We start from the raw sequence: 13,406 nt of genomic DNA on the forward strand, positions 1-13,406 counted from the left end.
GTTCCCTATGTCGAGACAAGACACCCTGCTTACCTCACCTGCAGATCGACGCGCCGGGCACTCTTCCCGCGCTCCGTCAGCACCTGATGTTTTGTAACAAGAGTAAACCGCCGTCCCGCAAAGTGCTGGTTAATATATCCCTTAACAAGTGCTGCCCGCTGCCTGCTCACACGTTCCTTGGCCCGGGTAGAACCGATGGCATCGGAGTATCCCGTAATCGTGATGGAGGCGGCGGATGGAAGGTTCTTCAGAAAGGCCCTTAGCGCACGCTCTTCCGCAGGTCCCATAAATACTTGGTTGAGGGCATAGTAGAGTTGTTGGCCCTCGAATACCTCCGCAATCACGTCGCCACCGGGCGCTGTCTCCCTTACAGTGGGGCTTTCCGGCACCAGCGGCGCCATGTCCTGCGCAGCGGCAGTCAAAGCAAGCGCTGGTGGGGCCACTTCCTCAGTGTTCTCGGCTCGGGGCACGTTTTGCTCTGGTGCAGGCGCCACAGCCGCTGCTGCATCAGTCAGTGAGTTGGCGCCGGCCTCCAAGGATGGACCAAGCAAATAAACGGTCTGCAGGCCGTCCTTGCCGGACATCCACAGCTCCCGCTCCCCTACTTTCCTGTAGGAAGCCTGAAAGACACCGTCCTGGTTCTTTGGGGCAGGAAGCCTCACAGGCTCCCCCTTCGGTTTACCATCTTCCAGGGCAACGGCATAAGTATAGGAGGCCTCCCCCTCCTTGCGGGAGAAGTATAGCGTGCCCTCCGCTACAAAGGGGGCGAACTCAGGAGATCTGGTGTTCACCGCCTTTGCCAGGAGCTGGGGCTTTGTCCAGCGGCCATTCTGCCACTGGCTCAAGTATAAATCCTCATACCCCTCCGACTTGCCCAGCTCTGCCGAAAGGTATAGCCGCTGCCTGTCTGAAGTCAGGTGCATGCCCAGTTGCTCGGAGTTGTTCTTAAACCGCGGCACGGGAAGTTCGCCTGTCTTTGTAAACCCATCTTCCACGGGCAGGTAGATGGCAATACGGCCAGCCTTAGACCCTGTCTGCTGGTACACGTAAAATTCACCGGTAGCAGGGTCAGTCCCCACTACTGCATTGATAGCACCAGCGTTTAGCTGTGTATCTCTAACCAACTGACCGCTGCTTTTATCCGCTCGATACAAAAATTGCCCCAAGGCTTCCTTTTTAGTATAAACCATCAGGTCATCCCCTATCAAAATGGCATCGGCTAAAGGCTCCCGCGTTTCCAAAACAGGTGTTTGTGCCCTTGCCGTTATGGCCGCCAGCACAAGAACAGCCGAGTATATCGTTTTCTTCATCTTTTCTGCTCCTTTCGTTTACCAGAGGGTTATTTTTCTGCTATACTTCGGGTATTTCACCGGTATCAGGTTATAAGTAAGGCTCACCTCGTTAGTGGCCCGCCCCATGTAGCCGGCATCCTGCACCGGAGCCTCATAGATATAGCTTACCTGAAACTGGCTGAGCCTGGCACCCGCCCCGAAAGTATAGGCAAGGTCCTTGCGGTAACCGGCGCTGGCCCAGAAGGTGTTGGCAAACACGCCCTTCAGCTGCCCCTCCACCGTCTCTTTCAGGAAGTCATCGTAACGGAACACGGAGTTGGCTACAAGCCCCACCTGCTCGGAGAGGGCCGTGCGATAGCCGGCCTGCACTACGTGGTGGCGCGCGTAAGTCCCATCCAGGTAACTGTCTCCGCGCTGAAGCAATTTGCCCCCCAGCACGTCCTGCATCGCGTACCCCAGGTAGAAGTCGTCGGTGCTCATGGTTAGCCCAAGGTTGACATCAGCCTTACCTGTGCGGCCCGTGCTGCCCAGGTAATCCTGGAAGATGGGGTCGCTCTCATTGTCCACTACCAGGCGGTTGCCGTCCAGCCTATTGGCACGATAGGTAGCGGCTCCCCCCCACCGCAGGGCCAGTTTTTCCGAAAGGCGCACGCGCATGCCGTAGCTCAGGTGCAGTTGGGTTTCAGAGAAAGGACCAAACTCATCGCGCAGCACGGCCAGGCCAAAGGCGTGCGCCGCCCCTGCCTGACGGCTGTAGCGGTCTGCCTTTGCTGTTCGAAGGCGGCTGCCGCTCTGCCAGGCCCGTACGTCGGCCAGGTCCAGCTCGGCGGAAGCGAAAATGGTTTTCGGGGCGTCTTCATAGCCCGTCCACTGGTTTCGGTAATAGGTCTTGACCATGGAGCCCTCGTATCCTGTGAGTGAGGGGTTGAAGTACTGCTGAAACAGCGGGAAGTTGGCTACATGCTTTCTGTTCTGGGCCTGCAGGCCCAGAACAGAAAGTGCAAATGCAATGGTTATAACTATTTTCTTCATGTCAATTACTTGCTAAGGATTGTCACCACACCTCTTTTCACCCAGTTGATATCCCTCACCTCAATGATGTAGAGGAATGGACCTTTGAGTACCTGGCCGCCGGTGCTGCGCCCGTTCCAGCCTGTCTCCGGGTCACGGGTCTCGAACACACGCACGCCGGAGCGGTCAAACACCTGGATATGGACCTCGTTGTAGAATCTCAGTTCCGGGATAGTCCAGTTGTCGTTGATGCCGTCGCCGTTCGGTGAGAAGGCGTTGACGATCTTGAGCTGATCCACGGTGCGGTCGTAGGCTTGCTTGGTGAGTGTGAAGCTGCGTTCGATCGTGTTCAGGTAGGGATCGGTGCTGCGCACGCGGATGGTAAAGGTTGTCATACCGGACAGGCCTTTGTTCGACTTCAGGTATACCTGGTCGCCGCGAATCTCGAACAGTGCGTTGTGCGTGTCGCCCTCGCCGCTTGCCAAAGTATAGACAAACTCGCTGTCATCCGGATCTGTGGTGGAGAGCGTGCCTATCACCTGATCGGCCGTAGCTTCTGGCTTAAAGGTGGTAGCACTGAAGGCAAGCGCGGCCGGCGCCTTGTTTGGCTGTACCTCCACTTGGATGCTAGCTGTCAGGTTGCCCAGGTTAGTAGTCATCTCAGCAGGCTCCAGTGCGCCGGTTAGCGTATACTGTCCGGCCTTGGTGCCATCATAGGCTCCGGCTTCCCATTGTACTTTCACTTGCGCTGTCTCACCTGTAGAGTAAGTTACCTCAACCGTGGACGGCAGGGGAACCTGTTCGAAGGTTGTGCGGATGGGCACCTGAATCATTTCCGGCACTGTTACGGAAGCGATGTTGCGGGTAACCTTCAGGACCTGCGCCGTTACTTCCGCTCCCTTGTTGCCGGCCTCGTCCGTCAGGTAAAGCTTCACCGTCAGCTGCCCGTCTTTGAGTTTGTCCAGGTCAAGGTTAGAGATGCGGAAGCTTTCCTCTGTCACCTCTCCCGTACCCGACACTACTGTACTTTCCTGGCCGCTCGTGATGTGGTAAGTATAGGTAGTACCTGGCTCAGCTCCGGTAACCAATAGCGTGATAGCGTCCAGGTTCGACACGTCTACGCGCGCAACGCCCCAGTTTATAGTATAGCCGGCAGGTGCCGTGCCATCATAAGTCAGGTTCAACTGGTTGGAGGCTGTGTTGCCATTCGTGGCCGCATCCACTACCTTATTTTCAGCGATAGCTATACTTACCTCGCCGTCACGGGCAGGCGTCACCAGGGCGCTATACTTTGTCTCACTCAACTTTTTAAGGTCAGCGGCTGCTCCGTTGCTTACCTGTAGAGCGGCTAAGGCAAAACCTGTTACCGGCTCACTGAATTCGATTGTCAACGGTATAGCAACATTGGTCAGGCTTGGGGCAGTGGTGGCAAGGATAACTGTAGGGCGGGTTTTGTCATGCTGCATGCGCAGCACATTGGAAGCCAGGTTGCCGTTACCTGCTTTATCCTGTACTACATCCGCAGCAACGCTCACGGCTACCCCCCCTTCAGCCGATGGTGTGATGGTGGCTTTGTATACTTTGCCGGCGATGGAAGGTACTAGTCCAGACACAACTCCGCCCTCTACTGAGATGTTCTCCAAGGAGAAGCCGGAAATAGATTCGCTAAAGGTAAATATGACCTCAAAGGTTGTATTTGTCGGGCTGGAGGTTTCTGTGCTCAGGACCAGCGTCGGTCTGGTGGCATCGTAAGTTCTGGTCAGGGCGCCAGCGGCCTGGTTGCCATTGCCGGCCGCATCGCGGGCCACATCAGCAGCCACGGCTATACTTACTTCCCCGTCGGCAAGCGGCGTCACCAGGGCTGTGTAGATTGCCTGGCTTACCACTTTCAGCGCTGAGGCAGCACCATTCGTCACCACGATGTCCTCTAGCGCAAATCCTGTTACTTCTTTACTGAAGGTGAAGGTTACTTCAAATGGGGCCTTCACCACATCCGCTGCGGTAGCCGACAGCACCAACGTTGGTTGGCTCACATCGTAGCTCACCTGCAGTTGGTTAGATGGCAGGTTACCATTACCGAAAGCATCCTGCGTCTGGTTCTCACCTACGGCGACTGCTACTTCACCATTTGCGCCTGGCGTTACGAGGGCGGTGTATAACGTAGCGCTTTCTTTAGTTAGATTAGAAACGCTGCCATTTTTTACTGTGATGTTGGTTAGCTCAAAGCTTTCCACTGCTTCAGAGAAGCTGAAGCGCACTGCAAAGGCTGCATTGACAGGGCTAGTCACTGCTGTTGCCACTTCCACTGCTGGCCTTGTGCTGTCATAGAAGCGGATGAGCTGTTCTGAGGCAAGGTTCGAGTTACCGGCCGCATCATGTGCTACGCCGGCGCCAAGTGCTACGCGCACCTCACCGTCTGCCTGCGGTGTAATCTGCAAAGTATATGCTTTGTCACCTTCTGCCGAGAAACCTGTTACCGTGCCATTAACAACGGTCACATCAGAAGCGACAAACCCGGTTACCCTTTCGCTGAACACGACCGACACCTCAAAGGCTGCATTCAACTTCTCCCGCGCACTGGATGCCAGAACTACAGTTGGTTGAGTCTTGTCAATGCTCAGTTTTAGGGCTGTAGCTTCGGTGTTTCCGTTACCAGCTCGATCATGGGCCACATTTTCCTTTACATGAAGAATCACTTCGCCCTCGGCATCCGGTGTAATACGGGCTGTGTATACTTGCGCTGATACTTGCGTAAATGCAGCAGCTGCCCCGTTGCTTACGTCTATGTCTCCTAGCTCAAAGCCAGTTACCTCTTTGCTGAAGGTGAAGGTTACCCCGAAAGCAGTGTTGGTTGGGCTGGTGGCGTTGGTTGTAAGGGCTAGGGCCGGTCTGGTGGCATTGAAGGTTCTGGTTAACCTTTCAGAAGCCGTATTGCGATTGCCTGCCGCGTCTGCTACCACACCTTCCGGTACCAAGAGTGACACGAGCCCGTCTGACAGCGGGGTCACCTCAAAGGTAAAGTGCTGGTTATCCGTTGTCGTTACACCTGAGAGTGCAGCGTTTGCTACTGCCATACTTTGCAGGGAGAAACCTGACACAGGCTCGGTGAACGTGAGGCTTACCTGGAAGGCCCTGTTAGTCGGGTCTGGGGCCGTGGTTGCCAGCACTGCGGCAGGCCGTGCTGCGTCATACAGCAGGGAAAGGGTGTTGGAAGGTAGATTGCCGTTCGAGGCCGCATCCATCGCTGCGTCGGCAGGCACACTGACTGTCACCTCCCCATCCGCTGCAGGTATCACCCGTACGGCAAAAGTTCTGGAATCTACTACTGCAAAGTCAGTCGCCGAACCATTTGTAACGTTAATGTCAGCCACATTGAAACCGGTCACGGCCTTACTGAAAGTGAAGCTCACGTTAAATGGCGCATTTACCGCAGCCGGTGCCGCAGTAGCCAGTAATAAGGTGGGCTTAGCTGTGTCGAAAGATACTTTGAGTACGTTGGAGGCCAGGTTATCATTGCCCGCCTCATCTGTGGCTTTGCCCGCTGCCACGGCAACAGTTACTTCCCCGTTCGAGGCTGGGGTAATAAGAGCAGTATAAGCTGTAGCACTTACTTTTTCAAAATCAGAAGCCGCTCCGTTTGATACAGTGATGTCAGTCAAGTCAAAGCCTGCAACCGCCTCCGTAAAAGTAAACTGTGCTGTAAAGGCTGCATTTACCGGGCTGGTGGCCGTGCTGGCCACTGTTACCTGTGGTTTCGTGGCGTCGTAGTGTCGGGCTAACTCTGTAGAGGCCAGATTACCATTGCCCGCCGCGTCTTGTACCATACCGGCAGGTATGCTGAAGCTTACTTCTCCATCTGCAGACGGACTTACCTGCACGGTGAAGTTTTGGTTATCAGTCGAAGTGAGTCCTGAAAGGGTACCGTTCGTTACAGCTATCCCTTGTAAGGCCAAACCAGACACTTTCTCGGAGAAGGAAATGCTTACTTCGAAACCGCGGTTGGTCGGGTTAGGTGCTGTAGTTGCCAGCGTGACGGCTGGCGGAGTGCTATCATACACCAATGCAAGGCTGTTGGAAGCTTGATTGCCGTTACCAGCTGCATCCTGTACTGCATCAGCCGGCAGACTCACCTCTACCCTGCCTTCTTCCACTGGCGTTACCAGAGCCGTATAGGTTCTGGCGTCCGCTTTCACCAGGTTGGATACCGTTCCATTGGTCACCGCGATGCTACCAACGGCCAGGGAACTCATCTCTTTGCTGAAGGTAAGGCTTACCGGGAAGGCTGCGTTCACCGCGCCGTCTGCCGAAGTGGCAAGCACCACCGTCGGCTTCTCGGCATCGTAGTGCACCTTCAGGATGTTGGAGGCTGTATTAAGATTGCCGGCTGCGTCCTGCGCTTTTTCTGCTGCCACACTCACCGTTACCTCCCCGCTTGCTGCCGGCGTGACACGCGCGCTGTAGCGCCTGCCGTCTGTTGCAATCAGGTTAGAAGCCGTACCGTTTGCTACGGCAATATCGGCCAGCTCAAAGCCGCTCACTTCTTCAGAGAAGGTAAAGGTTACGTCAAAGGGAGCGTTGGTTGGATTCGAAGCTGTGGTAGTGATTACAAGAGCCGGTTTGGTGCTGTCGAACGTACGCTTCAGTTCCAGGGAGGCCACACTGCTATTGCCAGCTGCGTCCTGCGCTGCGTCGGGCACGACTGCCACCGTTACATCGCCTTCCTGATTAGGGGTGATGAGGGCTGCGTATGCCTTATCCCCCACCTGCTCAAATGCCGAAGCAGTGCCTTTGGTCACAGCGATGTCAGACAGGGTGAAGCCTGCTACCTGCTCAGAGAAAGTGAAAGTCACCTCAAAAGGACCGCGAACCAAGCCGGGGGCTATAGAGGCCAGCGTGACGATAGGTTGCGTACGGTCGTAGAGCGTGCTGAGTGTATTAGAGACTGCGTTGAGGTTGCCCGCAGCGTCCACCGCCACACCGGCTGCCACGCTGACGTTTACTTCGCCCTCAGAGGCAGGTGTTATGGTTGCCTTGTACACCTTGCTGTCCGCAGTCGTCAGGTTGGAAGCCGCAGCATTCACTAACGTCAGATCCGAATTGGTGAAACCAGTTACGGCTTTGCTGAACGTGAAGAAAACTTCGAATGGTTTGTTAGTGGAGGCCTGTACATCACTGGAAAGGGTGAGCGTGAGCGGCACATTATCCAGTATGATTTGCGTCTCCATCATACCAATGTTGCCGGCACCATCGCGCAACTGCGCGTATACTTTGCGGTTGCCGTTGCCGGCAGACAAGGTCCAGGGCTGGCTTGTCGCGAAAGGCAGCCAGGTACTCCAGGTGGTGTTATCATTGGAGAAGCGCATGCCTTCCACGCCGGTTAGCGCGTCTGTCGCCGTCATGCTGAGCGTAACTCCCGGAGAGGCAGTATAAGGGGCTCCCCCGTTAATGGCAATCGTTCCGGTCGGTGCTGTTTTATCGAAGGTAACGCTGCTGCCGTTGGTAGTGCCGCTGACAGCCGTGCCCGCGTTGCCTGCCAGGTCACTGAAGTTGATGGTAAACGGCACTACGCCTTCACTGCTGGCAGACGTCATCGTATAAGTCGCGCGGTATTCCGAGCCTGAAGTAGCCACTACTGATGCCGCATTACCAGCTATCTGAACGGTTGGCAGTTGGATGGCTTCGCTTGCCACAAATTGCAGCATGATCACGTCTCCTACTTTTGCTACCGTGCTGTTGCTGTTGCTGGAGGCAATGCGCACGGTTTGCAGGGTTGGAGCAACGGCATCTACCAAAACACCTGTCATATCTACTGGTCCAAAGCTGAGCTTGGACGCATTTCCAGCCACATCCGCTATCGTGCTTCCATTCAACGTAATGGCGCTCTGCTGGAAGCTGATGCCGTCTGTGTCCTGGTCGCCTGCACCCACGGTATACCTGAAAGCAAGGGTGCTTGTGCCGGAACCGCTCTGGTATACGGCCTGCTTCAATTGATCTCCCACAAGTACCTGCAGCAGTGGAGAGCCTGTTACTACAATTGGCTCAGTAAACTGCACCATGAAGTTGAGGGCATCTCCCTGTGTGTAAGTACCATTAGCAGGTGCTGTGACTGTTGCCACCGAGGGGGCAACAGCATCTACCAATACACCAGTGGTGGAAGGAACACTCCCAAACTCCAGATTATCAGCGTGATTACCTGCCAAGTCAGTAATGGTAAACCCGCCAAGGGCAGGCAAGCTACTTTCCATAGGTCTTGGACCAGGAATGAGATTATCTATCGTCACAATCATCGGGGCTACCTCAATACCATCCATATCCAGTTCTCCCTCCTGCACGGTATAGCGGAAAGAGATTTGCTCAGTGCCGCTTCCTTGGTTGTACAGGGCCAGCACTACTTTTTCACCAATCTTGAGCGGAATAAAAGGATTTCCGTCCGCTGGTGGTTCTGGCAACTCCAGTTCCGGCTCGCTTGTAGCTCTGGCGCTCAGGGGACCGAATATGGGACCTGCCTCGCGGAGTTCTACCTTCTCACTGAAGCGCACCGTGAAATCCAGGTGCTCGCCCTGCTTGTAGATCTTGTTGGCTGGCACCGTTAGCCCCGTGATAAGTGGACGAATACCGTCTACACGCACATTGCTGCGTACTATTGGGAACGTTGAGCCAGTGCTCAGTGCATTGCCTTGCATATCGGTCGGCATTGTAGCGTCCGATTTCAGGGCCAGCACTTCCAGGCCTGTCCCCTGCTCACCCTCCTGCACCGCATAGGCATAATAAGCAGAGTTTTCATAGGCCCAGTCTAAAGTAGCCTTTCGGATTTGTGTTCCTACTCGTAGCTCAAGGTAAGAACCCTGCGTGCGCTGCATGTTTTCGCTGAACGCTACACTAAACAGCAGATAGCGCTCCCGATCCAGGTTATAAACACCGTCGTTTGGAAGGGTGATAGACGTAATGGTCGGCGCAACGGCATCGACCAAAACACCGGCTGTTGAGGCCACCCCGTTCAGCGACAAGACAGCTGCATTGCCGATCGCGTCGGTTATTGTTCCACCATTCAGGGTAACGCCAACTGCCAGTGTGATACCATCTGTATCTTGCTCGCCTGGCTGCACGGTATAGCGGAAGGTCAGCGCTGTTGTGCCCGAGCCGCTAAGGTAATACGCCTGCCGGGAAGCTGCGCCTATCGTAAGGCCAAGCGCTGGGGTACCGTTATTGGTATCTACAGTCACGGCTTCACTGAAGTTAACAGCGAAATCCAGCTGCTGACCTGCGCTGTATGTGGCGTTGGCAGGTACAGAAACGGAGGTGATAACCGGGCTGGTGATATCAATTGTATACGTCTGGCCAGTGGTATAGCCTCCGCTCAGCCCGTTTCCTACTACATCTGTGATGCCGGTTCCACCCGCATTCATATCCAAACGCAGGATGCCGCTTCCACTTATGTCAGAGACTGTTATCTCGTATCTATTTCCCGCTCCACTTACCCCTGTTACGTATCCTGCTGCATTTCCTGTAGCTGTCAGCGTAAAATCGGCTGCATCTACGCCAGTAACAGCCTCGCTGAAGGAAACCAGGAAGGTAACGGTGCTGGCGTTAGTAGCTGCTGATGCTGGGTTGTGGCGGTTGATGCTTGTCACGGTCGGTGCCGTCGCGTCTACCGTCCAGGTATAGGAGGCCGGCGTAGGATCCAGATTTCCGGCTGCATCCATGGCCCGAATCTGCACGGTGTGCGTGCCTTCGCTTAATCCTGTTATCGAAAGCGGTGTGGTAACGGTGGTATAGGCGCTGCCATCCACGCTTGCCTGGAAGGTACTGGCAGTTTCGTCGCTTATCAAGTGAAAGGTAGCGCTGGTGGCGTTTGTAACAGCCGCCAAGATAAAGGTTATGGTCGTGCTGGGAGCCGTTGTATCAATCACTACAGTTAAGGCGGCTGAAGCAGGGCTTTGACTTCCTGTACCATCTACTGCTTTTGCTGTTATGGTATGGACCCCATCTGCCAGGCTACTGGTTGTTGTTATTGTCCAGTTACCAGAGGCATCAGCCTGAGCAGTTCCAAGCGCATTAGTTCCGGAATACAGGGTGACGTTGTAGCCAGGCGCCGCTTTTCCGGAAAAAGTTGGCGTGTTATCGTTCGTGATGTTATCGCTGTTGCTTATACCTGTATCGCTGGAGCTTAGCAGGTCAGGCACCGATGGGGCGGCCAGCTCAACGATCGTTACATTAATAGTAGCTGTATTCGATTCGGTTGTTCCGTTGCTAACCTTGTAAGAGAAATTATCAGCGCCAACAGCATCAGTTCTTGGCGTATAGGTAAAGGCTCCTGTGTTGTGATTGAGTACGAGCGTGCCTTTAGTTGAACCCATAACCATAACATAGGTCAGAGGCTTACCTTCGGGGTCACTACCAGTCAGTTTGCCAGCGTAGGCTACATTCTTTTTGGTGATGATATCACCAGCCGTTGATCTAACTCTGGCATTTGCCAGATCCATATTTCTGAGTGTGCCATGGTTTGCGTTTGATGTTGCATCATACGCGATATTGCCCGATGTCTCATCAAAGCGCCAGTAACCTGCTAGCCCCGCTTCATTGCCGTTCAGGGTAGTGGCTCCAAGTGTTTTGATTTCTGCTGCAGTCAGCGCCTTTTTCCAAAGCGACACGTTGTCTATCTGTCCGTTGGCAAAGCCACCGTCTGCATTGATGACAGTACCAATACGTATAGATGCATTGGATGCTGAAGATGCGTGGTTTACTCTATCTGAACCAATTAAAACGCCGTTGGCATAGATTTCCATTCTGCGCTCGCCACCGACATTGCGCCTTACAGTGGTTACCTGTACCCACTCTCCCAGTTTATAAGCCGTTCCAGTACCGAGCCAGGTCCAGCCAGTGCCATGTTTGTCGATTCCGTAAGTAAATGTGCCGTTTTCTGCACTTAGCCAGAACTGCATATCGCCACCACCGCCTGAAGGTCTGCTGAAAAGACCAGCTCTGCTCATACTGTTTGCCTTGAACCAAAGCGAAACAGTAAATTCTGTTTCAGAGTTGAACTGGTTGGAAGGTTGAGAAGGAATCTCTACATAATCGTTTACACCGTCGAACTGAAGCGCATTGACATACCCAGCCACAGGGGGAGCTGATGGTGCAGCAGCCCGTGTTATGGTAACGGTATAGGTTTTAGTGCTTCCGTTTTGGGCAGTGACAACAACAGTAATTGTGTTAGCCCCTACATTCAGATTAACTGCTCTGGAAGTAGCGCCACCAGTCAGCACTGTTCCGTTGATACTCACGGTAGCATTGGCGTCGGCTTTAGTGGGAGTAACTGTAACCGATGTTACTGCATTGGCTACACTTGCCGTGTAGTTGACTGTATTAGCGCTGAATGCCGGTGACAACGTAGTACCTGAGAGAGCCAGGTTAGAGAGATTGGCATTACTGGATAAGGTTGCTCCAGCAGGTCCTACGACCAGGTTATCGAGGTATAAGGTATTTAGCCCAGAAAAGTAGAATGTTACCGAACTAACCTCCACATCTTTTGAAAGCACCAATCCCTGTTGGCTTTGTTGGTTAAATACATCCTGCGGCAAGTTACTTCCGCTATAGGTCACGGTAAGGTGAGGTGGGGTATAGGCACCGCCAGAGCAAACATAACTTAGCCAGAGTCCATAGAATTTGAATCGCTGGCCGTCTTTGCGTTTTATTGTTGCACCAGTTGTACTGTATGGACTAAAAGATAAACTGGCGCTATTATTGGCCCCGCCATTACTCCTATTCACCCAGCTGTCATTTATGATATTGGTTAGTACATACTCCACTCCACCAATATTCACCGTGGCAGTAGTATTCCATGGCCAATCTTGTGTTTTACCACTTAGGGTCGCTGGGGTAGAAAAATCGTGGGTGTACCGTGTTTGTGCATGTACCACATGCGGCAGTGAGAGTCCGGCGCAAAAGATGAGCAGTATCGGCAGAATTTTCAAATAAGCTTTGAAAATATCATAGCCTTCACCGCTTCTTTGCGAGGAAGGGGTAGCAGTGCTGGATTTCATAGAACAGGGTGCTTGTAAAATTTTATCAATACAAAATTTACTTTTATCCGACAAAAGTATTCAATTAGCTCCCCCCCATGCAAGCGCCCATTTTATTATATTAGAAATTTTAAATATTTATAAGATTTTGCGTATCAACGCGCTACAGCATTACGAATGAGGAACATCGGCATGAAAACTATCCAACTGTTGCTTATACTTCCACTGAGGGGTAAACCTAAGGCCAGGACTGAATTTACTACTCCCCCGTGCGCTAGGCTAAATTGGTCAGACCAACTGCATTGGGTTCCTCAGAAAAATTTCATTTGTTATACCTGCACCTGTCATGTAATTAAAAGAGATGCTTTCAAGCGACTGCTTGAGGGTAATTGACCTTGTAGAAGCCGGCACAGAACTATCAATTTGGAGAGCCGGGCTATGCTGTACCACCCTCATCCGAACACAGGATTAGGTAATTTTCGGTACTTACCACACATATAGAACATGGAGGCAGAAGATGCAAGGCCACCAACCCATCCCTGTTATAGTATGGCATTTGCTCCATCCTTTAAGGTGATAAATATACTTTTGCTGTTTGCCAGGTTATGTTCGTTTCAGGACTTATACTTATACTTATACTTATACTTAGGAATCCATCCTCCCGCCCCGTGATAGAGATATTGAATATGAGTTCGACTAAAAAGGTATTAAAAAGCCTGCTCTTGTTGCTTTGCCTGTTCTCTGTAGAGTCAGCATGGGCCCAAGCAGCCAAAAGGAAAGCCCTGTTCATTATGGTGGATGGCATTGCGGCAGATGTGCTGGAAAAGCAACGCACCCCGAACATGGATCGGATAGCTGCAGCGGGTGGTTATGCACGGGCCTATGTTGGAGGAGAAAAGGACGGTTACTCCCAGACGCCCACCATTTCAGCGGTAGGGTATAACAGCATGCTGACTGGCACCTGGGTGAACAAGCACAATGTCTGGGGCAATGCCATTAAGGCGCCCAACTATCACTACTGGACAATATTCAGGCACCTGAAAGCGCAGTATCCGGAGAAGAAAATCGGCGTTTTCTCCAGCTG

General features: G+C 53.1%; 4 protein-coding genes. 1 reads left to right on the top strand and 3 read right to left on the bottom strand.

Annotated features, from left to right (window positions below; genetic code table 11):
* Positions 1 to 29: 29 nt before the first annotated feature.
* Genes BM040_RS17630 through BM040_RS17640 form a run of 3 tightly spaced genes read right to left on the bottom strand, consistent with a single transcriptional unit; the run spans position 30 to position 11,881 of the window.
* On the bottom strand, positions 30 to 1,310 hold the full coding sequence (locus BM040_RS17630; protein ID WP_092104293.1) for an OmpA family protein: 1,281 nt from the start codon (positions 1,308 to 1,310) through the stop codon (positions 30 to 32).
* 18 nt (positions 1,311 to 1,328) lie between these two features.
* Entirely contained in the window at positions 1,329 to 2,324 is a 996-nt protein-coding gene (locus tag BM040_RS17635) for a PorP/SprF family type IX secretion system membrane protein (RefSeq protein WP_092104295.1), read from the bottom strand.
* A 5-nt stretch (positions 2,325 to 2,329) separates the two neighbouring features.
* Entirely contained in the window at positions 2,330 to 11,881 is a 9,552-nt protein-coding gene (locus tag BM040_RS17640) for an Ig-like domain-containing protein (protein ID WP_175491109.1), read from the bottom strand.
* A gap of 1,127 nt (positions 11,882 to 13,008) precedes the next feature.
* Between BM040_RS17640 and BM040_RS17645 the strand changes: the two genes are divergently transcribed.
* A partial coding sequence (locus BM040_RS17645) for an alkaline phosphatase family protein (protein ID WP_175491111.1) occupies positions 13,009 to 13,406 on the top strand: 398 nt, incomplete at its 3' end.

The organism is Pontibacter chinhatensis, from assembly GCF_900113285.1.
Classification (GTDB): Bacteria; Bacteroidota; Bacteroidia; order Cytophagales; family Hymenobacteraceae; genus Pontibacter; species Pontibacter chinhatensis.

Excerpts from the sequence above, each read along its gene's own strand:
- BM040_RS17630 (WP_092104293.1), bottom strand. The coding sequence starts at position 1,310 with ATGAAGAAAACGATATACTCGGCTGTTCTTGTGCTGGCGGCCATAACG.
- BM040_RS17635 (WP_092104295.1), bottom strand. The coding sequence starts at position 2,324 with ATGAAGAAAATAGTTATAACCATTGCATTTGCACTTTCTGTTCTGGGC.